Raw genomic sequence first — 26,428 nt, 5'->3', positions numbered from 1 at the left:
TACCTCCGAGAAATATAGTGACGACCCGTGGGGCACCAACGACTCCTCCGCACGAGATAAAATTCAAGGTACGGAAGTGCGCGTCACCGCCGACGGCCTGATCTACGTCATCCCCGCTCATCGACACCACTATTACCGGTACCGGCTGGACGGCACTCCGAACCAAAGACCCGTCGGAACAGCCTTAGCAGACGACAAGAACGGCCTCTACGACTGGGAGAACCTAGCCACAGTCCCGGAGGTGAAAACCCCTTCGGGCCAAGAACGCTTCACCTGTGATTCCTCACTCAATCCTCCGGCCCGTCCGGACGATGAATGAACTTCCCGGGCATCGGTGGCAGGTCATACCGGGCGCAGCAACGCGCAAGATGTGCGTCGCCTCCCTGAGTGCGAACGCGACAAATGGTCGCAGCGCGAATGGGATCCCGAGCGGAATGGCGCTCGAGTTCAGGTTGTCAGCGGCATCTCCACCACGAACACCGCGCCACCCTCCGCATGGTTCGCCGCCGTCAGCCGCCCGCCGTGGCGCTCGACGATGCCGTAGCTGATCGCGAGGCCGAGGCCCGTGCCCATGCCGACCGGCTTGGTCGTGAAGAAGGGGTCGAAGATGCGCTCGAGGATGTCGGGGGCGAGGCCAGGGCCGTTGTCGTGGAAGAGGATGCGGACGCCGCCGTTGTCGAGCTCGGCGCGGATCTCGAGGCGCGGATCGGGGCGGCCGGCGGTGGCGTCGCAGGCGTTCTGCACGAGGTTCATGACGATCTGCTGCATCTGGCCGGATGAGCCGGTGAGCGGCAGCGGGTCGGGCAGGTCGACGTCGACATGGAAGCTGTCGCGTGCGGCCTTGCACACCCAGCGCACGGCGCGTTCGACGACGTCGCGCAGGTCGAAGGGGCGGTTTTCGTCGCGGTCGATCGCGGAGAAGCGCTTGAGGCCGTCGACGATGTCGCGCGTGCGCTCGGCGCCTTCTATCGTGCCTTCGATGAGCGGCGGGAGATCCCCGAGGATGCGGTCGATGCGCAGCTCGGCGCGCAGGTCGGCAAGCGCGTCGGGCGATTCGCCGCCGTGCACGGCGGCGAGGTAGCGCTGGAGGCGTTCGGCGTAGCGCTTGAGCGCGTGCACATTGCCCAGCACGAAGCTGATCGGGTTGTTGAGCTCGTGCGCGACGCCGGCGACGAGGCGCCCGAGCGAGGCCATCTTCTCGGAGTGCAGGAGCTGTTGCTGGGTGCGCTTGAGGTCCTCGTGGGCCTGGCGCAGCGCGTGATAGGCCTTGCGCAGTTCGCCGACCGGTCGGCCGGTAATGACCATGCCGAGCGACTTGCCGACGGCGCTGAAGCGCGGCGTGCAATTGAGCGACACCGGCACGACGCTGCCGTCGCGCGCGCGCAGCGGCAGTTCGCGGTCGTGCACCGCCTGCTGGCCGAAACTGCCGAGGAGTTCGCGCGCGAGGTCGTGCGGCAACTCGTCGGCGAAGAGTTCGTAGATCGCGCGACCGCGCAGTTCGGCGGCGTCCCGGCCGCAGAAGTCGACCAGCGAGAGGTTGACGTCCTCGATCAGGCCGTTGCGGTCGCATACGACCATGATGTCGGACATCGAGGTCAGCACCGACAGGATGAACTGCTGCGACTCCTCGAGCTTGGCGTTCTTCTCCTCGAGCGCGACTTCGTACTGCAGCAGGTCGGAGTAGACCTCGTCCATCTTGTGGATGACGTCCATCCACATGTCTTCGTCGACGGCGATCAGTTCGCCGGGGTGGCCCGTCTGGCCGGGGGTCTTGGCAGGAGGGCGTTGGTCGCTCATCTCGGTTGTCTTGGCTCAATGGATCGTGCAGACATGCAAGAGCTACCCAACACTGGTTTGCGCAAGCCCTGCTCGGACACAAGCCGCCGGACATTACCGCGATCTATCGCGACGTGCGCGGGGCCGAGTGGATCGAGACGAATACAGTCTGAACGAGCTTGAATTAGGGCGCCGACTCAAGAGCAGCTGTTTTCACGCTTCAACTCAAGCGCCCTATTGCCGAGCTCCCACAAAATTGCCTTCGCACGCACCTTGTGATATTTGTCGTATCCACCACCATCGACACGACAGACGTCGGCATGCGATTCGTCGTTCTGCCTGGCTGTGTCGAACACCGCGAATAGCCGCGTTGAGCTGGATGCACCTTCCGGAGTACATAGCTGGGCGCGCACGTCGCCACACTCAAAGACGGCGAAACCAATAAACTTGCGCGCCGGTTTATTGGGGTTATCGCGATTCCAATTAGAAACTCTTGTCTCTGCGGCAGCCTCGAGTGCATCAAGTGAAGAGTGCTCTATGCGATTTACGGACAGGCCAATTCTCTCGACGTCACAGAACGCGTCAGGCTTGAGTTCCCCAGCGCCCGCATTCCAATGCACAGGATCAAGAAGCTGCCGATACAAACGCTCTGAATCCTGAACAGGCCCAGGCGACATCTCGGCGGCAGGCAACGCTTCCCACTCAAGGACAGTGTCGACCGGCACCTCGCGAAGTTGAGGTCCTAATTCCTTTGGTTCCCGCGGCCGTTCAAAGAATTCTTTGCAAGGATTCGACAGCAATTGTTTTTACGCAGCAAGCTCTTCCTGGTCGCTGAGCACGCTCAACATCCACACGTACCAGCCACGGCCTTTTGCACGCCAATCAATTGCGTCCTCGAAGGCATCTCTCCCGGTGCGACGGTCTCGGGTATAAAGCGAAATCCGACCGCCCCCCTCAATACGAAGATCGATGTACCCCGCCGTTGAGCTCCAATAAAATCCAATCTCACCTTCCGACGAAATAGTCGGGGTCGGCAGCGCTAGTCCTGCAGGAAATGCATTGATGAATTCTTTTGAATCATGCACACAGGCGCGTGAAGGTGAACAAGCCCCCTCCCCATCCCAATCGTCTTGGAAGGACGCGTAGTAATCTAGCTCGGAAATTATCCGATCGATTGCACTAGGGAATCTAGTGTTGTCGACTTTGTAAATACCTTCAGCCTCAGCATCGCGTGCAGTGAAATTACCTTTCTGCAGCACGATCTCGGGCGCATTGCCAACACGGGGCTCCCATGCTGGGCGAGCGGTTGCGATGTGCACCATTGCTGCAGCATATATGAGACTTGTGGTGACGGGCTCAAACATAGTAGTCAACTACCCTTCAATTTGATCTTCGCAAGGAGCGGCTCTGTTAGCAGATTCTTAAAAACCTCTTTACTAAGACAATGAAGTTCGTTTTGTAGCTCAATAACCGACTGCAATGCCCCATTTGCCGATATTGCCGGCTCGGGCAGAGCACGGTGAGACGTCAAAATCTGAATCGCACGCCCCTTCGGCTCGTCAACGATATTAACGTTGATGTTATCAAGGCGGTTATGCCTAATTGGCCGTTCCGATCTCTCAAAAAATCCGTGATGAGAATGCCACGTTTGCGTGCACTGAAGCGAATGCCGGGCAATAAAAGGAGATTCCGCCCTAAAAACCTCGTCCAATTTCAGCTCAGCGGGATTACCTCGCCACACGAATCGATCCACATACTGCAGTCCCACAGCAGTGATCAAAACAGAATTCGGAAGCGCAGGAAGAATCGCGGCAAACAAGTTTTGGGCGTCATCAATGAGCACGCGCCAACGCTTGTAATCCGCCACCACCATGAGACAACTCTGGCGATTAAGCTGGACCTGTTGCTCAAGCTCGCCAGAATTAGAAAACCGAGAATAGGAATAGCCACCGATCTCGGACTCGGCGGAGGGGACGCTGCCAGGACCGGGTTGGAGGTTCACACGCAACGTCTGCTGAGTTTCGACCTTGGGGTAGGTTTTCAGGACGGCTTTAGCCGCATCCCGCACTACCTGAAGTGCAGCGATCTCGATTTCCTGGGCCCACTCAATAGCCAGAACGGCGTTCTGGATGGAGTGATCGCCCGCGTGAGGATAGAGTAGATCAAGACTCATGACAGTAACAGTTTAGCATTGTCTCGTAGCACTCACACTCCATGTGCTGCAATGAAACGTCAGCAACTTCACGCATGTTAGCCGAACTTGTCGCACGCACGGTACGACGAACTGCTCGCATCGCTTCGAACATCCAATCCAATCTCGCCCCTCTTAGTTGCATTCGTGTCGAAGGAGTTTTGAGAAAGCTTCGCACCGCGCGACACAACCAATTGAAATTACGCGAATTTTTTATCAATGCACCGTGCACACCATGCACGGATCGAAGGAGCGCACGACGTGCTGGACGGCGAGCGGTACCTGCTCGCCGTCCCCGACCGGCGTGCCGACGAGCGCCTGTTCGAGGGCGCCGGGGGTGCCGGCGGCGTCGCGCGGCGAGAAGTTCCACGTGGTCGGGGCGACGACCTGGTAGTTGGCGATGCGGCCCTGGCGGATCACGAGCCAGTGGCCGAGCGCGCCGCGTGCGGCTTCGACCATGCCGAGGCCCTGCGCCTCGTCGGGCATCGGGCCGTGGTGGCAGAAGGCTTCGCCCGGCTCGATCGCGCGCACCCAGCGCTCCATCGCCGGGACGACGCGGGCGAATTCGAGCACGCGCGCGATGACGCGGTTGGCGACGTTGCCGCCGCTCGCGGCGACGAGGTCGCGGATCAGCGGCTGGCCGTCGACGACCTGGCGCGCGAGCGCGCCGCATTCGACGACTTCGCCCGCGAGGCGCGGCGCCTTGCACCAGCTGTAGGCGCCGGGGCGCTCGATGTCGACGCGGGTGTCGCCCTGCCACGGGTGCAGCGGGTGGGCGTCGGCCATCCAGGCGTGGCTCGCGTCTTCGGCGATATCGGTGTGGGGGACGGAGGCGAGCGTCTCCGTTGGGGCATGCCACACGCCGCGCGCGAAGAGCGGCTCGCCGGCCGTCGGGTAGTTGCCGTAGCTGAGGAAGCGGTCGGTCGCGCGGCCGAGGCGGTCGAGCGCGAGAACGTCGGCGAGCTCGAGGAACAGGCGGAAGTCGCTCGATGCGGGCGCCCTGTCCGCCTTCCAGGCTTCGAGCGCGGCGACGGAATCGAGCGCGGCGATCGCCTCCAGGCTGTCTCCGAAGAGATGGCGTTCGAGCCAACCGCGGAACTGGCGCAGCAGCGCGTGCACGCGGATCTTCTCGGACGCGCCGATGGCGCGCGCGGAGCCGCCGGGCTGCAGCGTGAGGCTGTGCGGCCATTTGCCGGCGAGGATACCGAGAATCTGCAGGAAGGCGGCGCGCGCGGGCAGCGCATCGGCAGTCGCGGAGCCCTCGACGGCCTTGAAGCGCGCGCGCGCGGCGTCGAACCAGGGGTGGCCGGCATAGGCGTCGCGCGCAAAATCCGGCATGAAGAAGAGGTAGAAGTGGGTGAAGTGGTCGGCGAGGTTTTCGTTGGCGAGGATGAGGTTCGCGGCGAGCTCGCCGTTGGGGGGCGGCACGAGGCCCATCGCGTCGCCGAGCGCGCGCGCCGCGGCGGCCGATTGCGACACCGAGCAGATGCCGCAGATGCGCGGCACGAACACGAGTGCGTCGCGCGGGTCCTTGCCCAGCAGGATCTGTTCGAAGCCGCGGAACAGCGGCGAGTTCACCTGCGCGGCCGCAACGCGGCCGTCACGAACGTCGAGCGTGACTTCGAGGTCGCCTTCGACGCGGTTGAAGGGGCCGACGACGAGACGGGTCATTTGGCACGCTTCCCGCGGATCGGCGGGGCGACGACCGGGTGGTCGACGCGCGAATTGTCACGCACGCGCTTCGGCGTCGCGGACTTCGACAGCGCGGCGAGCGCGACGAACCAGGCCTTGGGCATGTCGGAGGGCAGGCCGATGGGGATGCCGGCGACCTTGGGGGTCGTCGCGAAGGGGTGGCCGGGTTCTTCGAAGCCGGGCTCGGTGCAGGCGATGCACGCGTAACCACCGGTGATGCACGAGCCGCCGCCGTTCCACGGGCGGACGTTGCAGTCGGCGTGCGCCTGCGTGCCCATGCAGCCGAGGTTTTCCATCAGGCAGCCGAGGTCGGAGGCCTTCTCGGCGCTAGCCTTGAACTCGTAGAACTCGTTGCGGCTGCAGCCGTGGTGCACGAGGTGGTCGGCGTAGAAGCGCGGACGGGCGAGTGCGTCGACGCCGTCGGCGCCGAGTTCGCCGAGAGCGAGGCCGAGCAGGGTTTCGACGACCCAGGCGGGGTGGGTCGGGCAGCCGGCGACGTTGATCACCGGGAGGCCACCCGCCGCGCGGTATTCCGCGCCGAGCAGGCCGCCGGGGGTGTCGCCGTCGTATTGCAGGCCGCAGGCGTCGGCGGGATTCGTGCCGCCGGCGGTGATGCCGCCCCAGGCGGCGCAACTGCCGATCGCGAGGGTGTGACGGGCGCGGGCGGCGAGGTCGCGAACCCAGGCGATCATCGGGCGACCGGTACCGGCGAGCATGTGGAAGCGGCCGGTGCCTTGGGGGCCGCGCAGCATGGAGCCCTCGATGCACAGGAGCTCGACGGGGGTGTCGCCGCGCACGCACGATTCGAGCAGCGCGATGACTTCGGCACCGGTCTGTTCGGACAACGCCGGATGCCACAGGATATTGATGCCGGCGTCGCGCAGCATCGCGACGAGGTCGCGGGCATCGTGGCACAGCAGGGACATCGTGCAGCCGCCACAGCCGCCGGATTGGAGCCAGAGGAGGTTCATGGCTTGGCTCCGGTTGGCGTGTAATCCGTCAAGACCGCCCCCGCCGGGGTGTATTCCGCGCCTCGTTGGCGCGTGGCGGACGCCTCGGCACGGAATACGCCCGGTCGGGGGCTGGGCCGCGCCATTCGGGAGGGGCGTGGGTGGGCGCCGCTGCAGGGCTTTTGTAGGGCGGGAGGAGCAACGCGTATCCCGCCATGCTGCGGCAGGGCGAAGTCGGACGCTTGGATTGGCGGGATACGCTGCGCTGCTCCCGCCCTGCGGTTCGGCATCTCAGCCTGTCTCCAATCCATATCGCGCGAGCTTGCTGCGCAGCCCGACGCGCGAAAGGCCCAGTTCCGCGGCCGCGCGCGTCTTGTTCCAGCGGTGGCGGATCAGGCTTTCCTTCACGATGCGGGCTTCGAGCGCTTCGAGGCGGGTCTTGAGGTCGCCGTCGAGACCGGCCAGCAGCTGGAGTTCTGGTTCCTGGTGGTCCTCGGCGGCGCGCAGCACGCGCGGCGAGAGGTGGGCGGCGGCGAGCCGGGGACCGTCGGAGAGCGCGATCATGCGCAGGACTTCGTTGCGCAGTTCGCGCACGTTGCCGGGCCAGCGGTAGGCCTGCAGGCAGGCGAGGACGTCGGCGCCCAAGGGGTCGAAGGTCCGGCCGAGGGATTGCTGCGCGCTGTCGACGTATTGCTGCGCGATCAGCGGGATGTCCATGCGCCGGTCGCGCAGCGGCGGCACGGCGATGGTGATCGCGGCGAGGCGGTAGTAGAGGTCTTCGCGGAAGCGCCCTTCGCGCACGTCGGCTTCGAGGTCGCGGTTGGTCGCTGCGATCACGCGCACGTCGACGGCAACCGGGCGCGCGGCGCCGACCGGGCGGACCTCGCCTTCCTGCAGCACGCGCAGCAGTTTCACCTGGAAGGCGGCGGAGGTTTCGCCGATCTCGTCGAGCAGGATGGAGCCGTTGTCGGCTTGGCGGAACAGGCCTTCGCGGTCTTCATGCGCGCCGGTGAAGGCGCCGCGACGGGCGCCGAAGAGCTCGGATTCGAGCAACGTGTCGGGCACGGCGCCGCAGTTCTCGACGACGAAGGCCTGCTCGCTGCGGCCGCTGCCGTAGTGCAGCGCGCGCGCGAGGAGTTCCTTGCCGGTGCCGGATTCGCCGGTCAGCAGCACCGGGATGTCGAAGTCGGCGACCTTGGCGACGAGGGCGCACAGCGCGTTCATCGGCGAGTCGGGGGCGCGCAGCAGGGCGTCGGCGCCGAAGCGGCGGCGCGAGGCTTCCTTCTTGCCGGCGACGCGCTGGCGCAGCACGGGGCTGGCGACCTTGAGGTCGAGCGACAGGCGCTGGTTCTCGCGCTGCAGGCGGTGCATCTCGGCCGCGCCGCGCAGCGTGAGCAGGAGTTGTTCGGGCTGCCAGGGCTTGAGCAGGTACTGGTAGATGCCGCCGTCGTTGATGCCGGCGATGATGTCTTCGGAGTCTGTGTAGCCGGAGATGATGATGCGCACCGCGTCGGGCCAGCGCTCGCGCACTTCGCGCAGCAGCTGCACGCCGGAAGTGCCGGGCATGCGCTGGTCGGAGAGGACGATCTGGATGAATTCGCGTTCGAGGATCGCGAGGGCGTCGGCGGCGGACGAGGCGGTGAAGACTTCGAAGTCCTCGTCGAGGGTGCGGCGCAGGGCTTCCTGCGAGCGGATCTCGTCGTCGACGATGAGGACTGTGGGCAGGGTGGGCGTCATGCCGCTTCGACCTCCCCCGGCACGCGCCAGCCGAGGTCGCGGTGGCGGGCGAGGTGGCGCGGGGTCCAGGATTGCGGGCTCTTCATCACGAAATGGTAGCGCGCGACGTGGTAGCTGGGGTCGAAGCCGTAGAAGTTGCGGCGCATCGCGGCGAGTTCCTCTTCGCGGTAGGCGGCGAGCGGCTTTTGGGCTTCGTCGGTGGCGCGACAGGCGGTCTTTGCAGCGATGCGCTCGGCGAGCGTCGGGTCGGCCGCGAGCGCGGCGGCGTGGCGGGCGACTTCGGTTTCGAAGGTCGCCAGATCGGCGCTGAAGGTCGCGTCGACGAGGCCCGCGGCGCGGGCGGCGCGCGCGAGGAGCGGCAGGCGGTTGCCCATGATGCGGCGGGCGGCGTCAATGCCGACGCGGCGCGGCAGCAGGTAGGTCCAGTATTCGGAGCCGAACAGGTTGCCCATGTTCTTGTAATGCGGGTTCATGACGATGCCGTCGCGCGCCCAAACGAGATCCGCGGCGAGCGCGAGGAAGCAGCCCCCTGCCCCGGCATTGCCGCGCAGCGCGGCGACCGTGAGGCGGTCGGTGAGCGTCAGCAGCGCGAGGCAGACGTCGTTCATCGCGTTGATGTTGGCCCAGGATTCGTCGGCGGGCGAGGCGGCGGCTTCGATGCGGTTGAGGTGGATGCCGTTGGACCAGAAGTCGCGCCCGCCTTCGAGGACGAGGACGCGGGTGGGGCGGGAACGGGCGAATCGAATCGCGGCGGTGAGGCGTTGGCACTGGTCGGTGGCCATCGCGCCGTTGTAGAAGTCGAAGGCGAGGAAGCCGGTCGTGCCGTCGGGGCTTTCGCGGTAGCGGAGTTCGCTCCAGCGGGCGTCGCTTGCCTCCCGGTGCAGCGGGACCTGAAGTTCGGGGAGTTCGGCCGCTTCGGCGGCGAAGGCGGCAGTCGCGGGGAGCTTGAAGGGGTGGTCGCTGTCGGCGCGTTTGACGTGTCCGATCCACACGGCGCCGTCGACCGTTGTGCGGAGGATGGCGCCGTCGCGGCGGGCTATAGCTACGCCGGGTGTTGCCGGACGGGCTTCGTCGGCGGTCGCGGGATGGGCGTCGAAGAGATGGCAGGGCGTGTCGAACAAGGCGTCGGCGACGCCGGGGAAGCCGTCGGCGGCGCGGAGTTTTTGCAGGATCGTCGCTGTACTGTCGTGCGTCCAGTCGATTTTTCGGTCGGACTGTTTCAGTAGCGGGCGTTCGATGCCGACAGTGAGCTGTGGTGCTGCTAAACCGCCCCCTCCGGGCGCTGTCTCGCGCCTCGTTGGACGCGTGGCGGACGCCTCGGCACGAAACACCGCCCGAAGGGGGCTGCCGTGTGCGGGGCTGGACGAGCTTGCGTTGTGTTCGGCGTTTTGATTTGTGGCGCTGGCTGCGTGTTCGAGGATGTGCGCGAGCGGTGTTGGCGTCCATTGCCCTTCGCGCCAGCGCGGGACGGCCTGGATGGCGGATCTGACCGCCTGTAGCGCGGCGGCCGTGACTTCGTTGCGGTAGAGGCTCGCTTTCGTGGCCTCGCGCATCCGGAAGCGGACGCTTGCCCACACCGGGCCGGCGTCCATCGCCGCTTCGGCCTGCAGCACGGTGACGCCCCACTCCGTCTCGTCGTTCGTGATCGCCCAGTCGAGCGCAGACGGGCCGCGGTCGCCGACGATGCCGGGATGCACGATCAGCGTGAGGTGGTGCGACCAGATGGATTCGGGGACAGCACGCTTGAGGAAGGGGGCGAGGATCAGGTCGGGGCGGAACAGCGCGACGGCTTCCTCGGCGACACGGTCGGCGATGTCGAATTCGACCGATAGCTCGTGTCCGTCGGCCGTGAGTTCGGCGAAAAGCCGCTGCGTGAGGCTGTTGAAGCTGTGGGTCAGAAGCAGGATGCGCATTGGAGAACTCGGAACTCAATAAGACGGTCCCTTCCCCTTCAAGGGGGCGAGGACGGGGTTTCGCGAAGCACCGCTTCGCGCCGTCCAAGCGGGCTGGCTGTGCAAAGCCAGCCCTGGGACGGACAGGATGGGGATGGGTTGTTTCCCGGCGGAGCGGAAACCCATCCCCACCCCAGCCCTCCCCTTGAAGGGGAGGGGGATCGGAGCCCCTGACAGCAGTGCGAACAATCTCCCGATCACGTCTTCCATCCCGATCAACAAATCCTCGGCAACTGCTCACCCGACAGCCAGTCCACCATCCGCCGGCCTCCGAACGTGGTGCGGATCTGGACGAAGGCGTTCGGGTCGGCGGTGACGGTGCCGATGCGAGCCGCGCGCTCGCCCAGCGGATGGGCGCGCATCGCGGCAAGGAGGCGATCGGCGTCGTCGGCCGGGCAGATCGCGATCAGCTTGCCTTCGTTCGCGACGTACAGCGGATCGAGGCCCAGCAGTTCGCAGGCGGCGGCGACCTGGGGCTGGACGGGGATCACTGCTTCGTCGAGTTCCATGCCGACGCCGGACTGGGTCGCGATCTCGTTCAGTGTCGTCGCCAGTCCCCCACGTGTCGGGTCGCGCAGCACGCGGATCGTCGGGACCGCGTCGAGCATCGCGGCGATGAGACCGTGCAGCGCGGCGGTGTCGGAGGCGATTTCGGAGTCGAAGGCGAGCGATTCGCGTTGCGCCATGATCGCCATGCCGTGGTCGCCGAGGGTGCCGGAGACGAGGATCGCGTCGCCGGGGCGGGCGTTGGCACCGCCGATCTCGCGCCCCGAAGGCAGTGCGCCGACGCCGGTGGTCGTGATGAAGACGCCGTCGCCCTTGCCCTGCTCGACGACCTTGGTGTCGCCGGTGACGACGGGCACGCCGGCTTCGCGCGACGCCTGCGCCATCGACGCGACGATGCGCGCGAGCTCGGCGAGCGGGAAGCCTTCCTCGAGGATGAAGCTCGCGGCGAGATACAGCGGGCGCGCGCCCATTACCGCGAGGTCGTTGATCGTGCCATGCACGGACAGGCAGCCGATGTCGCCGCCGGGGAAGAACAGCGGGCTCACGACGTGGGCGTCGGTCGCGACGACGAGGCGTTCGCCCGGCACGGGGGCCGGCAGCACCGCCGCGTCGTCGCCGCGTTCGAGGTGTTCGTTGGCGAAAGCGCCGGCGAAGAGTTCGGAGATCAGCTGCGCCATCGCGCGGCCGCCGGCGCCGTGGCCCATGTCGACGCGGCCGTGCTTGAGGTCCAGCGGGCGCACGTAGCCCTTCTTGACGGGGGAGGCGAGGCTCATCGTGTCGTCCCGGCGACGACCGGGACATCCCGGAAGCGCCCGTAGTTGTAGTGCGCCGCGCAGGCGCCTTCGGAAGACACCATGCATGAGCCCATCGGGTTCTCGGGCGTGCACACGGTGCCGAACAGCTTGCAGTCGGTCGGCGTCTTCACGCCGCGCAGGATCGCGCCGCATTCGCAGGCGCGGTTGTCGGGGACGGAGACGAATTCGAGGCCGAACCTGGCTTCCGCATCCCATTGGGCGAAAGGCGCGCGGATCCTCAGTGCGGAATACGGCACCTCGCGCAGCCCGCGCCATTCGAAGCTGCGGCGCAGCTCGAAGACCTCCGACACCAGCGCCTGCGCCTTGAGGTTGCCGTCCTCGGTCACGGCGCGCGTGAACTCGTTCTCGACCTCGGCGCGGCCTTCGTTCACCTGCCGGATCAGCATGCGGATCGCCTGCATCACGTCGAGCGGCTCGAAGCCGGCGATCACGACGGGCTTGCGGTATTCCTCGGCGAAGAAGGCGTAGGGGCGGCTGCCGATGATCGTCGATACATGCGCGGGGCCGATGAAGCCATCGAGCGGCACGGTGCCAAGCTCGCGCACTTCGGGCGATTCGAGGATCGTCAGGATCGCCGACGGTGTCAGCACGTGGTTGCACAGCACGCTGAAGTTCGCGAGTTGCAGCGCCTGGGCCTGGCGCAGTACCAGCGCGGTGGGCGGGGTCGTCGTCTCGAAGCCGATCGCGAAGAACACGACTTCGCGTTCGGGCATCTTCTGCGCGAGCGCCAGTGCATCGGCCGCCGAATACACCATGCGGATGTCGGCGCCGCGCGCCTTGGCCTTCAAGAGCGACAGGCCGTCGGACGCCGGTACGCGCAAGCAGTCGCCGTAGGTGCAGATCGTCACCTCGGGACGGGACAGCGCGAGCCGGATCGCCATGTCGATGCGGCCGATCGGCAGCACGCACACGGGGCAGCCGGGGCCGTGGATCATGCGCACGTTGGCCGGCAGCAGGTCGGTGACGCCGTAGCGCGAGATCGCGTGCGTGTGGCCGCCGCAGAATTCCATGAAGGCGTAGTTGCGGCCGGGGTCGGCCTCGCGCGCGATCGCGCCGGCGAGCTTGGCGGCGAGCGCGCCGTCGCGGAACTCATCGACGTACTTCATGCCGCCCCTTCTTCGGAAGCGGCCGCGAGCGCGGGGCCGGCGGGGCCGGCGAGGCCGGCTTCGGCGAAGAGGGCGAGGGTCTGCTCCGCCTCGTCCTGGTCGAGCTTCGACAGCGCGTAGCCGACATGCACGATCACGTAGTCGCCGACCGCGGCGCCGTCGACCAGCGCGAGCGAGATTTCCTTGCGCACGCCGCCCAGGTCGACACGGCAGGCGTCACCGGGCAGCAGTTCGACGATGCGGGCGGGGATGGCGAGGCACATCTTTCATTCCTTGGAATCGGTGGTCGATGCAGTACGCGGGCCGGGCATGGCACTGCGTAGGGCGGGAGAAGCCGAAGGCGCATCCCGCCGCCAAAGGCCGAAAGTCGCGCCACGCCCCGTCGGCGGGATTCGCTGCGCAGCTCCCGCCCTACGATGCACGGCATTCCCCGGCCATCAGGTGATGAATCGCGACCCACGCCTGCCCCAACGCGAGGCCGGCGTCGCCGGGCGACAGGTGCTGCGCTTCAAGCACCGTGAGTCCGCGTTCACGCAGCGCAGCGCCGAGACGCTGCGACAGGATACGGTTGTGCAGACAACCGCCGGAGAGGGCGACAACATCGAGCCCGGTGCGCGCGACGGCCTGCGCGATCCAGTCTGCAAGCGCGGTGGCGAGCGTCACGTGGAAGCGCGCGGCGCCGCGGGCGGCGTCCGGCTCGTCCGCCAACGCGACGAGAAGCGGCATCAGGTCGAGCCGCCCTGCCCCGTCGATGATCCATCCGTCGGCCTCGGCGGGCAGATCGCCGCCGCGGTCGAGGTATCCGGCCGCCGCACGTTCAAGCGCGATCGCGGCTTCGGCCTCGAACTGCATCACCGGGCACAGGTCCAAGAGCCCCGCGGCAGCATCGAACACGCGGCCGAGACTGGACGTGCGCGGGCACAGTGCCGCGCGGTCGAGGAGTTGCGCGAGCATCGCCGCGGCGGGCTGCGCGGCGAAGCGGCTCGCGATTTCGTCGGCGCGGCCGGCGCGATGCAGCACGGCGGCCGCCATGCGCCACGGTTCGCGCGCGGCGCGGTCCCCCCCGGCGAGCGGCAGCGGCGCGAGATGGCCGAGGCGCTCGAAGGACGCGCCTTCGACGCTGAGCAGCTCACCTCCCCAGGCCGTGCCGTCGGTGCCGAGGCCCACGCCGTCGAGCGCGAGCCCCAGCGCGGGGCCGGGGTGCCCGTTCTCCGCCAGCACGGCAGCGACGTGTGCGTGGTGATGCTGCACGGGAATCGCCGGCACGCCCAGGCGTGCAGCCAACTCGCACGCGCGGCGGGAGGAATGGAAATCGGGATGCAGGTCGTGCGCGATCGCCGCGGGGGCGCCGGACGCGAGCAGCGCCTCGGCGAGCGCGTCCATGCGCTTGCACGCTTCCGGGCTGTCGAGGTCGCCGACGGTTTCGCTCATCAACGCCACACCGTCCTGCGCGCGACACAAGGCATTCTTGAACCACGCGCCGAACGCGAACACGGGCGGGCCAGCGAGTGCGAGCGGAATCGCGGGCGCTGCGAAGGGCGGGAGGTCGGAGAAGTTCATGCTGTGCCAGCCATGATGCCGTTCGGGCCGAGCCCTTCGACAGGCTCGGGGCGAACGGTCGTGTCCGCTTTCCATCGTGGCCGACGGACGGAGGGATTCATCTCCGGAAACATCCCCTTAATCCACCTGCTCGCCAAGCGAAGCCTGCGTCTTCGACACCCGCGCCTTCGCCATCCCCCGCTCCAGCCATGCGAGCCAATCGGCGATGCCCTCGCCAGTCGTAGACGAGGTCCGGATCACCTCGATCGCCGGGTTCACGCGGCGCGCGTAGCCGATCGCGCGCTCGACGTCGAAAGTCAGATGCGGCAGCAGGTCGACCTTGTTCAGCAGCATCAGGTCGGCCGCGGCGAACATGTCGGGGTACTTCAAGGGCTTGTCCTCGCCCTCGGTCACCGACAGGATCGCGACCTTGTGCGCCTCGCCGAGGTCGAAGGCGGCCGGGCACACGAGGTTGCCGACGTTTTCGATCAGCAGCAGGCTTTCGTCGGCGAGCGCCATCTGCGCGAGCGCGCGGCCCACCATGTCGGCGTCAAGATGGCAGCCCTTGCCGGTGTTGATCTGCAGCGCCGGCACGCCGGTCGCGCGGATGCGCTCGGCGTCGAACTCGGTCTGCTGGTCGCCTTCGATCACCGCGGCGGGCACGCGGCCGGCAAGCTCGGTGAGCGTGCGCACGAGCAGCGTGGTCTTGCCCGAGCCGGGGCTGGAGACGAGATTCAGCGCGAAGATGCCGCGCGCGGCGAGGTGACGCCGGTTTTCGTCGGCACGGGCGTCGTTCTTGCCGAGGATGTCGCGTTCGATCTTGACCATCTGCGACTGCGTGAGACCGGGCGCATGGGCGTGGGCCGGGCCGGCGCCGAAGTGCAGGTGGTGATCGCCGCTGTGGATGTGGGTGTCCTCGCGGGCGTCCACGGAGACGGGTTCAGGCAGCGCGCCTTCGACCGCTGGGGGCGCCGTGTTTACGGCCTTCCACGCGCGCGTCGCGCCGCCCTGCGCGCGCGCGGCTTTCGCCCGCCCCGCGCCGCCGATATTCACTTCTCCCGCCCCGCAACCGCACACCGTACACATCGCCCTGCTCCACCTCGTCCGCGACCGCGAAGGCCGCATCATCCCTTCAATCGACTTCGATTTCCTTGACCCGCATCTCGGTCCCGCCGGTCGGTCTTACCTGATAGCCGCCGCAGTGCGGACACGGGTCGTAGCGCTGCGCCAGCGGCACGCTGCGATCGCACGCGAGGCACCAGCCTACGCCCGCGACCGCCTCGATCTCGATCGTCGCGCCGTCCGCCAGCGAGTCGCGCAGCACCACGTCGAGGCAGAAGCGCAGCGCCTCGACCTCGACCGACGACAGCTCGCCGATCTCGAGCACGATCGTCCTCACGCGCGTCGCGCCCTGCGCGGTCGCCGCATCCTCGACGATGCCGCGCACGCTCTCGGCGAGCGACATCTCATGCACCGGCCAGGTCCTCGATCGCGATCTCGTACTCGACGCAGGGATCCAGCGACAGCACCAGCGCCTTCAGGCGCAGCAGCGCAGCGTCGTCGGATTCCGCCTCCCAGCCGCTGCCTTCGCGCACGAAGGGGCCGTCGGCGTGGAAGTTCCACTCGGTCGGCGCAACGATCGCGTACTCGGCAATGCGCTCGCCGTCGAGGCGCACCGCATGCATCAGCAGGCCGCGCGCGGTCTCGACGCAGGCGAGGCCCGCGTTTTCGCCCAGCGGCGCGGCATCGACCAGCACCGGCATGTCGGACGCGAGCGGATGGCGCAGGCGGCTCGCGCAGTCCGAGAGATCCACGACACGTGCGAAAAGGCGCGCGGCGATGCGGTGGCGATGCGCGAGCAGGTTGCGCACCATCATCGACCCGGCGTGGCGCGCGAGCACGCCCGTCTCGTGCGCGCGGCCGAACAGCGTCGGCGCGGCGCAGAAGTCCGCGGACGGCACGCCGCCCAGCTCGTGCGCCCAGGCGCCCGCGGCGAGTGCCGGCAGCAGCGGCACGGCCTCCCCTTCCGGGGTCGAGGACCCCATCTCGATCAGGTCCGCGAGCGCCGCGCCGATCGAGCCGCCCCGCCGCGCGCGTTCGACGAATTCGCGCAGGCCGCTGGGCTCTCGGGCGGCACGGAAGAAGCCGGTGAGCAGTTCGACGACCACCAGATCAAGCAGATCGCCGCCCAGTTCGTAGGCGGCGCGCGCTTCGCCGCACAGCCCCAGGCGCCGGTGCAATTCCACGAAACGGTCGGTGCGCGGCGAATGGCCGAACAGTTTCGGCCAGTCGAGCATCAGGCGCCACAGGTGCTCCTGCGCGATTTCCGTCGCGAGCGCGCGCTCCTCGGCCCACGCTTCGGCGCGGGCGAGATTCTGCGCCCCGGCGGCGACGCACGCCGCGATCGCCGCGATACCCTGCGCGCGCGAACACAGGCTGAAAAGCGCCGGCACGAGCTTGACCGCTTCCTCGACGCTGCGCCCGACGAGCGCCTGTGCGGCCTGCGGCCGCGGGTTCTCCACCCGCACGCCGCTGATGCGGCGGCCGTCGCGGATCGCGCGCAGGCGAATCCTGCCGTCCGGGCTCATGCCAGACTCCCGCCGCCGTCCGCTGCCCCGCCGCGCGCGACGAGGCGTCGCCAGCCCTGAACCATGCTTTCTCCTTGCGCCGCCCGACCCGTGACGACGAGTGTGTTCCGGCCGGCCTGCGCGGCGCGGAAACGGGGTCGCGACGATGATAGGCGCAGTCGCACGCGCATGAAAGCCTGCCGGCACGGCCCGCGAGGCCATGTCAGGAACGGCCGCGCAGGAAGGCGCGACGGGATGGCGATGGCGGGGTACGCGGATGCGGCGCGGGATCGCCGGAATCTGTCGCGTCGGGGGTCGCAGGCAGCGGTTGGAGCACCGTCGCGAGGGCCTCGCGCGCGATCGCGCAGGCCGCCGCGGTGTCGCTGATGCCGTCGGGCGGCGCGATCAGCGGGCAGTACAGCAAGGCCGGCACGAGGTCGGACGCGTGCTCGGCGGCCTCGCCGATGAAGACGAGATCGCCCACCGGCAGGCTCAGCGTGTGGCGGGTGCCGGCCGCGGTGTCGCGCCACAGGGTGCCACCGCCGGGCAGCAGCGCGAGCTGGATGCTCCACGGCGTCACCAGCGCGGCGAGCCAGTCGCCGTCCACGCGTTCGCAGGCCGCGACCGTGACGTTGAGGGCGTCGTTGAGGAAGGGCAGCCCGAGCATGCGCGTCTCATGCACACGACGGAAATGGCGCGCCAGCGGTGTACTCGGGTCGGACTGCCACGGGGTGGCGACCTCCGCTTCCGGCGGGCGGAAAGCCGGCACGCGGACGAAGGGGATCACCTCGCTCACGCGGCATCCCTCGCCGAAGGCAGGTCGCGGAACCACGCATCGGGGTGGTAATCGCCGTCGAGCGTGGCCGCGAGCGCCGCCAGCGCCTCTTCGGTCAGCGCGAGGCCTTCCTCGTCCAGCACCTCCTTCGCGAAACCGAGCGCAACGAGCACCCAGGTGCCGACCGGTTGCGCGCCGACGAGCAGCATGTTGGCCTGCTCGCGGCGCTCGCCGCGCACGACCCACGCGATCTCGCCGTCGCCGACCCACGCTTCGACCTGCATCGGCACCGACAGGCACATGTCAGGCAGCCTTCGCCGGCGTCTGCAAGCCATACTCCGCCAGCGCATCGCGGATCGCCTGCAGCGCCTGCGGCATCGCCGCACGCACCGGCGCGCTCTGCTCCATGCAGGTCGAGATGTCGAAAGGCTGCACGCCGACGACGACGACGTGGCGCGGCGCGCGTTCGGTGATCTCGAGCGTCGCGAGCACGTCCGACAGCCCGACCTGATGCGGCGAGATGCGCGCACGGAAGAAGGCCGGCACCTCGTCGTCCTTCAGCACGACGACGCTTGCGGGCGGCTTGCCCACGCGCACGCAGTCCGCGATCACCAGCAGGTCGAGGTTCTCGAGGTCTTCCAGCAGCTCCATCGCCGCGGTACCGCCGTCGAGCACCGTCAGCGCCGCGGGGATGTCGTACTCGGCCTGCAGTTGTTCGACCAGCCGCACGCCGACGCCTTCGTCGGTGAGCAGGATGTTGCCGACGCCCAGCAGGACCGCGCGGCGGATCTCGGTCGAGGCCATCACGCCGCCTTCACGCGCACGACTTCCGTGTTTTCGGTATCGAGGATATGCACCGCGCACGCCAGGCAGGGGTCGAAGGAGTGGATCGTGCGCAGCACTTCCAGCGGTTTCTCGGCGTCGGCGACCGGGTTGCCGAGCAGGCAGGCCTCGTACGGCGCCATCTCGTCCTTCTCGTTCTTCGGCGCGGCGTTCCACGTCGAGGGCACGACGCACTGGTAGTTCTTGATCTTCTGGTTCTCGATCACGACCCAGTGCGACAGGATGCCGCGCGGCGCCTCGTGGAAGCCGACACCGTGGATCTCCCCCTTGGGGAAGACCGGCGCGTTGAAGGTGTCGAGGTCGCCCTTGGCCATGTTGTCGATGAGCATCTGCCACTGGCCCTTCAGCGTGTCGGTCTCGACCCCGCACATGATCGCGCGCGAGGCGTGACGGCCGATGGTCGAGTGCATCGCGTCCAGCCCGACCTTGGTCTTCGCCAGCGAGGACACCGTGTCCAGCATCCCGGTCGCGTACTTGGTGATGCCTTCGTGCTTGGCGGCAAGACCGCACAGCACGCGCGCGAGCGGTCCGACCTGCGCCGGCTTGCCGAGGAAGGTCGGCGACTTGAGCCACGAGTACTTGCCGTCGTCCTGGAAGTCGGTGTATTTCGGCGTCGTCTCGCCCTTGTAGGGATGCAGCGTCGCCGCGTCGCCCGCGCCGTACTCGTACCACGAGTGCTTGATCGCCTCCGACACGCCGTCCTCGAAGAACTTGTCGCCGAAGGCCGTGATCGGCTTGAACTGGGAGAGATCGCCGTTCGGTATGTAGCCGCCGGGGATCGCGAACTGCGTGCCGGCCGCGTCGAGCGGGATGTCCGGCGCCGCGAGGTAATTGACGACGCCGCGGCCGACCTGCGTCCATTCCGGGTAGAAGGCGCCGATCGCGGCGACATCCACCATGTAGACGTTCTTCACGAAGTCGTCGAGCTTGGTCATCCACTCCTGGATCGCCATCAGGCGCTCGACCGTCAGCACCGACTGCGAGTTCGTCGACAGCGGGTTGGCGACGCCGCCGACCGCGACGTTCTGGATGTGCGGCGTCTTCGAACCGAGGATGGACACGATCTTGTTCGCGTAGCGCTGGATCTCCAGCGCCTGCAGGTAGTGCGCGACCGCCAGCAGGTTCACTTCGGGCGGCAGCTTCATCGCCGGGTGGCCCCAGTAGCCGTTGGTGAAGATGCCGAGCTGGCCGCTGGCGACGTAGCTCGCGAGCTTCTCCTTGACCTTGCGCATCTCGTGCTTGCTGTTGCCCGACCACGTCGACAGGCTCTCGCCGAGCGCCGCGGCCTTGTCCGGGTCGGCCTTCAGCGCCGACACGACGTCCACCCAGTCGAGCGCCGACAGGTGGTAGAAATGCACGATCTGGTCATGCACCGCGTGCGCGAGGATGATCATGTTGCGGATCAGCTGGGCGTTCACCGGGATGTCCAGCTTCAGCGCGTTCTCGACCGCGCGCACCGAGCAGATCGCATGCACGGTCGTGCACACGCCGCAGATGCGCTGCGTGATCGCCCACGCGTCGCGCGGGTCGCGGCCGATCAGGATGTTCTCGACGCCGCGCCACATGGTGCCCGAGGACCAGGCCTTGGTGACCTTGCCGCCGTCGACCTCGACGTCGATCCGGAGGTGGCCTTCAATCCGGGTGACCGGGTCGATGGTGATGCGTTGGCTCATGGGAAAAGTCTCCTCGGAAATTCTCAGGCCGCCTGCCCGGCCGGCGCGTGATCCTCGCGCGGCAGCACCGGGAAGCGGCGGGTAATGACGATGTAGGCCAGCACTTCGATCGCGAACATGCCGAAGGTGACCAGCATTTCGGGGATCGACGGGAAGTAGGACCAGCCGTCGCCGGTCTGGTAGCCGACCAGATAGGAATTCACGCGCAGCAGGATGCCGGCGATCATCAGCACGGCGCCGCCGACGAAGAGGTTCGCCGGGTTCGCGCGCTTCGCGGGCGTGCCCAGGATCCACAGCGGCAGCACGAAGGCGATGCTCTCGAGCCAGAACATGAAGGCCTGCAGCGTCGGCTCGAAGGCGGTCGCGATGGCCCCGCGCACGATCAGGTCGCCGAAGCGGAGCGCGAGATACAGGCCCAGCATCCCGAGCATCACCTTGGCCAGCGGCGTCAGCAGGTGCAGCTCGATCGAGCGCCGGTAGCCGGCCGCGGCGACGCAGGACTCGAACAGCACCACCGCGTAGCCGATGGTGATCGCCGAGATCAGGTAGATCGCCGGCAGGGCCATCGTCTGCCACAGCGGATGAAGCTGGGTGCCGAACACGATCAGCATCGAGCCGAGCGAGCTCTGGTGCATCATCGGCAGCACCGTGCCGAGGCCCACCAGGAAGAACATCGCGCGCCCGACCTTGCGCTGGGCGTTCGTCCAGCCGAACTTCTCGAAGAAGGTCGGCGAGAACTCCAGCCACATCACGAGGATGTAGAGCGAGATGCACGCCGCGACCTCGAACATCACCGAGTTCGGCGATGCGTAACCCGGCCACAGGATGTGCCAGAAGTTCCAGTAGCGGCCGAGGTCGAAGATCACGCCCGCGCCCGCCAGCGAGTAACCGAACAGGCTCGCGAGCAGCGCCGGGCGTACCAGCGGGTGGTATTCGCCCTTGTTGAAGATGTACACCAGCATCGCGACCGAGAAGCCGCCGCACGCGAAGGCCGAGCCGATCACGACGTCGCCGACCACCCAGATGCCCCACGGGTAGCCGTCGTTGAGGTTCGTGACGGCGCCGAGGCCGCCCCAGAAGCGCAGCGCGAGGATCGCGAAGGCCGCGAGGATCAGCACGCCGCAGACGAAGCTCACGGCGTTGAGGAGCCGCCCGCCGACGGGCGCCGGCGCGGCATGGACATGAGCGCTCATCGGCCGCCCTCCTGCTGGTCAGTGTGTGTGCCTTCCGTCCCGTCGTCCTTCGGCATGTTGCGCTTGGCGAGGAAGGTCATCACCCCGAGCGCGACCACCGGCAGCGCGAGCCCGCCGTACAGGGTGTGCTGCATCGTCTCGGACTTCGACGAGAACGAACGCTCGGGCAGCGGTTTGTGGCCCAGCTTGTCGAAAGGCACCGCGGCGAGCTTGATCATCTGCGTGCCGCCGACTTCCTTTTCGCCATACACGTGCTGCACGTAGGCCGGCACGACGCCCTCCCACGACGGCTGGTCGCCGGCCGTGAGGTTGCCGCGCGGGAACGCCGTCGTGTCGCCCGCCTTCAGCGCGAGGCGGCGCTGCGCCTCGGCCTTCAGGTCGGAGACCTTGCCGTACAGCGTCGCGCCGGTCGGGCACACCTCGGCGCAGGCCGCGTAGTGGCCGTCCTGCATGCGATGACGGCACAGCTGGCACTTGCCGATCGCGCCGGTCGGCGAGTCGTAGTCGTACTTCGGGATGCCGAACGGGCAGGCCGCGACGCAGTAGCGGCAGCCGATGCAGGCGTCCTTGTCGTAGCCGACGATGCCGGTCACCGGGTCCTTCTTCATCGCGGATACCGGACAGGCCGACACGCAGCTCGGATCGACGCAGTGCAGGCAGGAGCTCTTCATGAAAGAGTAGCCGCCCTGTTCGGCGTCCTTCAGCGTCGCCTTGCCGTCCTTGTACACCTTGATCACGTTGAAGGTGCGCGCGGTCGTGTCGAGCGGCACGTCCCACGGCGAATCCGGCGTCGTGTTGATGTCGACGGGCAGGTCATTCGCCGCCTTGCACGCGGCAACACAGGCCTTGCAGCCGATACACAAGGTGGAATCGAACAGCAGGCCGACCGCGTCGGGCGAGATTTCGGCATTGCCGCGCGCCTGCGCGGGACCCGCGCCGGCGGTCGCCACCGCCGCGCCGCCCGCGAGCGCGCATTTGAGGAAGTCGCGTCGGGTGTTCATCGTCACTCCCGCCCGACGCTCTGGTTGTCCGCCTTGCCGTCCTGCCTGCCCTCATCTTTCCGTTTCGCGGCTTCCTGCTCGGCGTGCGACTTGCCGAGGTTCTTCGCGAACATCGCGCCCGCCCCGGCCGCCGCACCGGTGACGGCTGCCAGCACCGCGGCAGAACCGAGCGACGCGCCCTTGCCCTGCGCCTCGCCGACCGAGGGGTAGCTCGCCGGCGGCTCGACGTTCTTCACCTTGGCGAGCATGTGGATCGGCTTCTCGAAACCCACGCCCTGCTCGGTACAGCCGATACACGGGTGGCCGCAGCCCACCGGCCAGGTGCCCGCACCGGCGTCGCCGAACAGCACCGTCGGGCAGTTCGCGTAGGTCTCCGGCCCCTTGCAGCCCAGCTTGTACAGGCAGTAGCCCTTGCGGTGCCCCTCGTCGCCGAACTCCATCGCGAAGCGGCCGGCGTCGAAGTGCGCGCGGCGCTCGCAGTTCTCGTGGATCAGGCGCGAATACGCGAACTTCGGGCGGCCCAGGTGATCGACCTCGGGCAATGCGCCGAAGCTCAGGAAATGCACGACGGTGGCGAGGAAGTTGTACGGGTTGGGCGGGCAGCCGGGGATCGTCACGACCGGCTTGCCGAGCACCTCCGCGACACCCGTCGCGCCGGTCGGGTTCGGCCCGGTCGAAGGCATGCCGCCCCAGCTCGCACAGGAGCCGATCGCGATCACCGCCGCGGCGTCGGCCGCGCATTCCTTGGTCAGTTCGATCGCGGTCTGGCCGCCGACCTTGCAGTAGATGCCGTCGTCCCTGGTCGGGATCGCGCCCTCGATCACCAGGATGTACTTGCCCTTGTCGTCGGCCATCGCCTGCTTGCGCGCGGCCTCGACCTGGTGGCCGGCAGCGGCGAAGAGCGTCTCGTGGTAGTCGAGCGAGATGATGTCGAGGATCAGCTTCTCGATCGTCGGGTGCTCCGCGCGCAGCATCGACTCGGTACAGCCGGTGCATTCCTGGAAGTGCAGCCAGATCACCGAGGGGCGGCGCTTCTGCTCGATCGCGGTCTGCACGGCGGCTTCCGCGCCGGCCGGTAGGCCCAGCGTCGTCGCCAGCGTCGCGCAGAACTGCATGAAGCCGCGCCGGCTCATCCCCAGGCGCTCCTCGACCGGCCGCGCCGCCCAGGCTTCGGCCAGTTCCTTCAATTCGTGGTGCATGCACTCCCCCCCGTTCTTGTCCATCGACGGCATCACGCGTGCGCGTCGTACGCGGGGAGAAACACAAGAAGCGTGCCCAGTTTCGGGCTACCGGTTTTCCGTTACGGATCAGGGGATTGACGGGAGTGGGGACGTTCACCCGGAAAGAGGGAGCCCGACGGCGGCGCAGAGGTGGAAACTAGCTTTCCAGCGCGGTCGGACTACTTTCGGAACCGTGGAAGCAGCGTTGCCACGTTAGCGCTAAGGCCCTTGATTGACCATCGCCAGGGGGATAACGCAGCAGGCGAGCCCGGACGGTCACCCCCTCCCGTTCAAGGGGAGGGTTGGGGTGGGATGGGTTAAACCAACATCGCCGGAACCCATCCCCCTCCTAACCTCCCCCTTGAAGGGGGAGGAACACGAGCCTCAGACTTCCAGCGGATCCACGTCCAGCTGCCAGCGCAGATCGCGCGGCGTGCGCTGCGCGCGCAGCACTTCGATCCAGGCTCCGATAAAGCCCTGCAACGGCGCCCGCTCGTCGGCCTCGACGAGCAGTTGCGCGCGCTCGCGCCGCGCGAGCCGCGTCAGGCGCATCGGCACCGCATCGAACACCCTCACGCCGGCGGGCGCCATCTCCTGCGCGAGGCGGCGCGCGTGGGCGAGGAACTGCATCGCGTCGTCGAGCATCGGCGCGTCGGCGCGCAGCATCGCCTGGAAGGTGAAGGGCGGGAATCCGGCCGCGCGGCGCTCGTCGAGCGCGCTCGCGGCGAAGGCGTCGAAGTCGTGCTTGACGAGGCAGCGGTACAGCGGATGGTCGGGGTACTCGGTCTGGATCAGCACTTCGCCCGGCAGGTGCGCACGGCCCGCGCGGCCGCCGACCTGCATCAGCTGCTGGAACAGGCGCTCCGGCGCGCGGAAGTCCGCCGCATGCAGCGACGCGTCGGCGCCGATCACGCCGACCAGCGTGAGCTGCGGGAAGTCGTGGCCCTTGGCCATCATCTGCGTGCCGACGAGGATGTCGGCCTCGCCGCTGGCGATCTGCGCGAGCAGGCTTTCCCACTGGTTGCGCGTGCGCGCCGAATCGCGGTCGACGCGCAACACCCGCGCTTCCGGGAAGAGCTCCACCAGGCGCGCCTCGACGCGCTGCGTGCCGCGGCCGAAGGGCTGGATGTCCTGGTTGCTGCACACCGGGCAGTGGTGCGGCACCTCGGTATCGCAGCCGCAGTGGTGGCAGCGCAGGCGCCGGTCCGCGAGATGCACGACGAGGTTGGCCGAACAGTGCGGGCACTGGCTCACCCAGCCGCAGGCGGGGCAGGACAGCACCGGCGCGTAGCCGCGGCGGTTGAGGAACACCAGGCTCTGCTCGCCGCGCGCAAGGCGCTCGCCGATCGCGGTCTTGAGCTGCGGGCTGAGGCCTTCGTCGAGCTTCAGGCGGCGCGCGTCGATGCGCCGCACCGTCGGCAGCGTGCTCGCCAGCGCGCGCGCGTCGAGGCGCAGGCTGCGGTAGCGCGCGAGCCGCGCGTGCTGCCAGCTCTCCAGCGAGGGCGTCGCCGAACCGAGCACCACCGGCACCTTGCGCTGGTGCGCGCGCCACACCGCGACGTCGCGCGCCGAGTAGCGCACGCCCTCCTGCTGCTTGTAGGACGCGTCGTGCTCCTCGTCGACGAGGATCAGCCCCAGGCGCGGCAGCGGCGCGAACACCGACAGGCGCGTGCCGAGGACGATGTCGGCGCGGCCTTCGAGCGCCTGCACGAAGCCGCGCGAGCGCGCCCCTTCGGCGAGCGCGGAGTGCAGGCTGACGACGCAGGCGGCGGGGAAGCGGTTCGCGACGCGCGATTCGAGCTGCGGCGTGAGCGCGATCTCGGGCACCAGCATCAGCACCTGCCGGCCGGCCGCGAGCGCACGCTCGGCCAGACGCAGGTACACCTCGGTCTTGCCGCTGCCGGTGACGCCCTGCAGCAGCCAGGGCGCAAAGCCTTCCGGGCCTGCCGAAACCGCCTCGACTGCGGCGCGCTGCTCGTCGGTGAGCTCGGGCCGGTTCGCCGCCGGCATCGCCGGATCGGCGCCGCGCACCGCGACGATCCAGCCGCGCTTCATCGCGTCGCCCAACGCCGCGCCCGCCGGCAGCTCGCGTGCCGCACTGCGCCGGATTACGCCGGCCGCGCGCAGTTCGCCGAGCAGCGCCAGCGCCCGGCTCGCGCGGCGCGCCTCCGCCAGCGCTGCGTGGCCGTCCACGCTCAGGTCCAGCAGCGGGTCGCTCTCGCGGTCGCTCACCGCGTCGGCGCGGCGCAGCCCGGGTGGCAGCGCGAGCGCGATCACCTCGCCGAGCGGTGCGTGGTAGTAGCGCGCGACGAAGGCGACGAGCTCCAGCCAATCGCGCGGAAGCGGCGCGACCTCGCGCTGGATGTGGCGCACCGCTTTGAGGCGCGCGGGGTCGACGTCCGATTCGGCGGGCAGCGCGACGATCACGCCGCTCTTCTCGCCCCGCCCGAAGGGCACCCGCACGCACCGGCCGACATCCTCACCGCATGCATCTTGCGATGAATAATCAAAGAGTTGCGGCAGCGGGACGGGCAGCGCGACGCGGACGATGGGCATTCGGATCTCGTGCTCTGCGCAGTGTTTATCGAAAAATCAGATAGTTACGTCTGATTGTTAAATTCGTTGTTCGCAAACGGGGAGTAAATCTTTGCCCCGAAACCCTTCCGGCGCTTGTCCACAAAAGCTGTGGATAACTTTGTTGATAGCGTGGGTGAAACCCGGTGAACCCGGCGCCGCATCTGCCTTTCTGTCACTTTGCCTTAACAGTAGGCAAAATTTTATTCTTTATATTTCAATTACTTATGATTTTTGGTGAATAAACCCCAAATCCATGCAGAATCGGGCCTCGGGACCGGTCCGTTGTGCATAAGTCAAGCGATCAACGCAGATTT

At 67.8% G+C, this 26,428-nt stretch carries 24 protein-coding genes; 1 reads left to right on the top strand and 23 read right to left on the bottom strand.

All coding sequences use genetic code 11. The features are described 5' to 3' along the window. Positions 1 to 319 (top strand): hypothetical protein (locus BW991_RS23880; RefSeq protein ID WP_170879096.1); only part of this gene is annotated, 319 nt, incomplete at its 5' end. A gap of 128 nt (positions 320 to 447) precedes the next feature. Here the strand turns inward: BW991_RS23880 and BW991_RS12810 are convergent. The 23 genes from BW991_RS12810 to BW991_RS12710 all read right to left on the bottom strand — a co-directional run bounded on the left by BW991_RS12810 (position 448) and on the right by BW991_RS12710 (position 26,093). Further along, a complete protein-coding gene (locus BW991_RS12810; RefSeq protein WP_076602501.1) occupies positions 448 to 1,797 on the bottom strand; it encodes a sensor histidine kinase in 1,350 nt (449 codons plus the stop codon). Between the two features lie 176 nt (positions 1,798 to 1,973). Then, on the bottom strand, positions 1,974 to 2,576 hold the full coding sequence (locus BW991_RS23685; RefSeq protein WP_212566892.1) for a hypothetical protein: 603 nt from the start codon (positions 2,574 to 2,576) through the stop codon (positions 1,974 to 1,976). 6 nt (positions 2,577 to 2,582) lie between these two features. Next, positions 2,583 to 3,140, bottom strand: a complete 558-nt coding sequence (locus BW991_RS23680) for a hypothetical protein (RefSeq protein WP_139335930.1) — start codon at positions 3,138 to 3,140, stop codon at positions 2,583 to 2,585. Positions 3,141 to 3,145: 5 nt separating this feature from the next. Beyond that, positions 3,146 to 3,949 (bottom strand): TIGR04255 family protein, encoded by an 804-nt coding sequence (locus BW991_RS12805; protein ID WP_076602500.1) that lies wholly within the window; start codon positions 3,947 to 3,949, stop codon positions 3,146 to 3,148. 234 nt (positions 3,950 to 4,183) lie between these two features. After that, positions 4,184 to 5,638 carry a nickel-dependent hydrogenase large subunit gene (locus BW991_RS12800; RefSeq protein WP_076602499.1) on the bottom strand — a complete coding sequence of 485 codons (1,455 nt, stop codon included), beginning with the start codon at positions 5,636 to 5,638 and terminating at the stop codon, positions 4,184 to 4,186. Beyond that, on the bottom strand, positions 5,635 to 6,630 hold the full coding sequence (locus BW991_RS12795; protein ID WP_076602498.1) for an NADH-quinone oxidoreductase subunit B family protein: 996 nt from the start codon (positions 6,628 to 6,630) through the stop codon (positions 5,635 to 5,637). Before BW991_RS12795 ends, BW991_RS12800 begins: the two co-directional genes overlap by 4 nt. Positions 6,631 to 6,900: 270 nt before the next feature. Then, on the bottom strand, positions 6,901 to 8,346 hold the full coding sequence (locus BW991_RS12790; RefSeq protein WP_076602497.1) for a sigma-54-dependent transcriptional regulator: 1,446 nt from the start codon (positions 8,344 to 8,346) through the stop codon (positions 6,901 to 6,903). Continuing rightward, a complete protein-coding gene (locus BW991_RS12785; protein WP_076602496.1) occupies positions 8,343 to 10,259 on the bottom strand; it encodes a hydrogenase maturation protein in 1,917 nt (638 codons plus the stop codon). The genes BW991_RS12790 and BW991_RS12785 overlap by 4 nt, the downstream gene beginning before the upstream one ends. 254 nt (positions 10,260 to 10,513) lie before the next feature. Continuing rightward, positions 10,514 to 11,578, bottom strand: coding sequence for a hydrogenase expression/formation protein HypE (hypE, locus tag BW991_RS12780; protein ID WP_076602495.1), 1,065 nt, complete (start codon positions 11,576 to 11,578; stop codon positions 10,514 to 10,516). Continuing rightward, positions 11,575 to 12,726 (bottom strand): hydrogenase formation protein HypD, encoded by a 1,152-nt coding sequence (gene hypD, locus BW991_RS12775; RefSeq protein ID WP_076602494.1) that lies wholly within the window; start codon positions 12,724 to 12,726, stop codon positions 11,575 to 11,577. Before hypD ends, hypE begins: the two co-directional genes overlap by 4 nt. After that, positions 12,723 to 12,989 (bottom strand): HypC/HybG/HupF family hydrogenase formation chaperone, encoded by a 267-nt coding sequence (locus BW991_RS12770; protein WP_076602493.1) that lies wholly within the window; start codon positions 12,987 to 12,989, stop codon positions 12,723 to 12,725. Before BW991_RS12770 ends, hypD begins: the two co-directional genes overlap by 4 nt. Positions 12,990 to 13,137: 148 nt before the next feature. Further along, on the bottom strand, positions 13,138 to 14,286 hold the full coding sequence (locus BW991_RS12765; RefSeq protein ID WP_076602492.1) for a Kae1-like domain-containing protein: 1,149 nt from the start codon (positions 14,284 to 14,286) through the stop codon (positions 13,138 to 13,140). Positions 14,287 to 14,403: 117 nt separating this feature from the next. Continuing rightward, positions 14,404 to 15,351 (bottom strand): hydrogenase nickel incorporation protein HypB, encoded by a 948-nt coding sequence (gene hypB / locus BW991_RS12760; RefSeq protein WP_076602491.1) that lies wholly within the window; start codon positions 15,349 to 15,351, stop codon positions 14,404 to 14,406. 46 nt (positions 15,352 to 15,397) lie between these two features. Beyond that, a complete protein-coding gene (gene hypA / locus BW991_RS12755; RefSeq protein WP_076602490.1) occupies positions 15,398 to 15,739 on the bottom strand; it encodes a hydrogenase maturation nickel metallochaperone HypA in 342 nt (113 codons plus the stop codon). Next, entirely contained in the window at positions 15,732 to 16,853 is a 1,122-nt protein-coding gene (locus BW991_RS12750; RefSeq protein ID WP_076602489.1) for a nickel-dependent hydrogenase large subunit, read from the bottom strand. The genes hypA and BW991_RS12750 overlap by 8 nt, the downstream gene beginning before the upstream one ends. A 202-nt stretch (positions 16,854 to 17,055) precedes the next feature. Beyond that, entirely contained in the window at positions 17,056 to 17,628 is a 573-nt protein-coding gene (gene hybE, locus BW991_RS12745) for a [NiFe]-hydrogenase assembly chaperone HybE (RefSeq protein WP_076602488.1), read from the bottom strand. Continuing rightward, positions 17,625 to 17,909, bottom strand: a complete 285-nt coding sequence (locus BW991_RS12740) for a HypC/HybG/HupF family hydrogenase formation chaperone (RefSeq protein ID WP_076602487.1) — start codon at positions 17,907 to 17,909, stop codon at positions 17,625 to 17,627. The genes hybE and BW991_RS12740 overlap by 4 nt, the downstream gene beginning before the upstream one ends. 1 nt (position 17,910) lies before the next feature. Further along, positions 17,911 to 18,411, bottom strand: a complete 501-nt coding sequence (locus BW991_RS12735) for a HyaD/HybD family hydrogenase maturation endopeptidase (protein ID WP_076602486.1) — start codon at positions 18,409 to 18,411, stop codon at positions 17,911 to 17,913. Next, complete coding sequence (locus BW991_RS12730) at positions 18,411 to 20,123, bottom strand: nickel-dependent hydrogenase large subunit (protein ID WP_076602485.1); 1,713 nt, start codon at positions 20,121 to 20,123, stop codon at positions 18,411 to 18,413. The genes BW991_RS12735 and BW991_RS12730 overlap by 1 nt, the downstream gene beginning before the upstream one ends. 23 nt (positions 20,124 to 20,146) lie before the next feature. Continuing rightward, positions 20,147 to 21,316, bottom strand: coding sequence for a Ni/Fe-hydrogenase cytochrome b subunit (gene hybB / locus BW991_RS12725; protein WP_076602484.1), 1,170 nt, complete (start codon positions 21,314 to 21,316; stop codon positions 20,147 to 20,149). Further along, entirely contained in the window at positions 21,313 to 22,317 is a 1,005-nt protein-coding gene (gene hybA, locus BW991_RS12720; protein WP_076602483.1) for a hydrogenase 2 operon protein HybA, read from the bottom strand. The genes hybB and hybA overlap by 4 nt, the downstream gene beginning before the upstream one ends. A gap of 2 nt (positions 22,318 to 22,319) precedes the next feature. Beyond that, positions 22,320 to 23,516 carry a hydrogenase small subunit gene (locus BW991_RS12715; protein WP_076602515.1) on the bottom strand — a complete coding sequence of 399 codons (1,197 nt, stop codon included), beginning with the start codon at positions 23,514 to 23,516 and terminating at the stop codon, positions 22,320 to 22,322. A 405-nt stretch (positions 23,517 to 23,921) separates the two neighbouring features. Continuing rightward, entirely contained in the window at positions 23,922 to 26,093 is a 2,172-nt protein-coding gene (locus tag BW991_RS12710; protein ID WP_076602482.1) for a primosomal protein N', read from the bottom strand. Between the last annotated feature and the right edge of the window lie 335 nt (positions 26,094 to 26,428).

This window comes from Aromatoleum tolulyticum (genome assembly GCF_900156155.1).
Classification (GTDB): Bacteria; Pseudomonadota; Gammaproteobacteria; order Burkholderiales; family Rhodocyclaceae; genus Aromatoleum; species Aromatoleum tolulyticum.
Note: the sequence above shows the minus strand (reverse complement) of the source record. Positions and strands in the feature narration are given on the sequence as shown.

What these genes read in the sequence shown, in the direction of transcription:
- BW991_RS12785 (WP_076602496.1), bottom strand. Translation starts at nt 10,259, where the DNA reads ATGCGCATCCTGCTTCTGACCCACAGCTTCAACAGCCTCACGCAGCGG.
- BW991_RS12715 (WP_076602515.1), bottom strand. Translation starts at nt 23,516, where the DNA reads ATGCACCACGAATTGAAGGAACTGGCCGAAGCCTGGGCGGCGCGGCCG.
- BW991_RS12770 (WP_076602493.1), bottom strand. Translation starts at nt 12,989, where the DNA reads ATGTGCCTCGCCATCCCCGCCCGCATCGTCGAACTGCTGCCCGGTGAC.
- hypE (WP_076602495.1), bottom strand. Translation starts at nt 11,578, where the DNA reads ATGAGCCTCGCCTCCCCCGTCAAGAAGGGCTACGTGCGCCCGCTGGAC.
- BW991_RS12810 (WP_076602501.1), bottom strand. Translation starts at nt 1,797, where the DNA reads ATGAGCGACCAACGCCCTCCTGCCAAGACCCCCGGCCAGACGGGCCAC.
- BW991_RS12800 (WP_076602499.1), bottom strand. Translation starts at nt 5,638, where the DNA reads ATGACCCGTCTCGTCGTCGGCCCCTTCAACCGCGTCGAAGGCGACCTC.
- hypB (WP_076602491.1), bottom strand. Translation starts at nt 15,351, where the DNA reads ATGTGTACGGTGTGCGGTTGCGGGGCGGGAGAAGTGAATATCGGCGGC.
- hybA (WP_076602483.1), bottom strand. Translation starts at nt 22,317, where the DNA reads ATGAACACCCGACGCGACTTCCTCAAATGCGCGCTCGCGGGCGGCGCG.
- BW991_RS12805 (WP_076602500.1), bottom strand. Translation starts at nt 3,949, where the DNA reads ATGAGTCTTGATCTACTCTATCCTCACGCGGGCGATCACTCCATCCAG.
- BW991_RS12750 (WP_076602489.1), bottom strand. Translation starts at nt 16,853, where the DNA reads ATGAGCCCGGACGGCAGGATTCGCCTGCGCGCGATCCGCGACGGCCGC.
- BW991_RS12790 (WP_076602497.1), bottom strand. Translation starts at nt 8,346, where the DNA reads ATGACGCCCACCCTGCCCACAGTCCTCATCGTCGACGACGAGATCCGC.
- hybB (WP_076602484.1), bottom strand. Translation starts at nt 21,316, where the DNA reads ATGAGCGCTCATGTCCATGCCGCGCCGGCGCCCGTCGGCGGGCGGCTC.
- BW991_RS12765 (WP_076602492.1), bottom strand. Translation starts at nt 14,286, where the DNA reads ATGAACTTCTCCGACCTCCCGCCCTTCGCAGCGCCCGCGATTCCGCTC.
- BW991_RS12735 (WP_076602486.1), bottom strand. Translation starts at nt 18,411, where the DNA reads ATGGCCTCGACCGAGATCCGCCGCGCGGTCCTGCTGGGCGTCGGCAAC.
- hypD (WP_076602494.1), bottom strand. Translation starts at nt 12,726, where the DNA reads ATGAAGTACGTCGATGAGTTCCGCGACGGCGCGCTCGCCGCCAAGCTC.
- BW991_RS23680 (WP_139335930.1), bottom strand. Translation starts at nt 3,140, where the DNA reads ATGTTTGAGCCCGTCACCACAAGTCTCATATATGCTGCAGCAATGGTG.
- BW991_RS12740 (WP_076602487.1), bottom strand. Translation starts at nt 17,909, where the DNA reads ATGTGCCTGTCGGTGCCGATGCAGGTCGAAGCGTGGGTCGGCGACGGC.
- BW991_RS12710 (WP_076602482.1), bottom strand. Translation starts at nt 26,093, where the DNA reads ATGCCCATCGTCCGCGTCGCGCTGCCCGTCCCGCTGCCGCAACTCTTT.
- BW991_RS12730 (WP_076602485.1), bottom strand. Translation starts at nt 20,123, where the DNA reads ATGAGCCAACGCATCACCATCGACCCGGTCACCCGGATTGAAGGCCAC.
- BW991_RS12795 (WP_076602498.1), bottom strand. Translation starts at nt 6,630, where the DNA reads ATGAACCTCCTCTGGCTCCAATCCGGCGGCTGTGGCGGCTGCACGATG.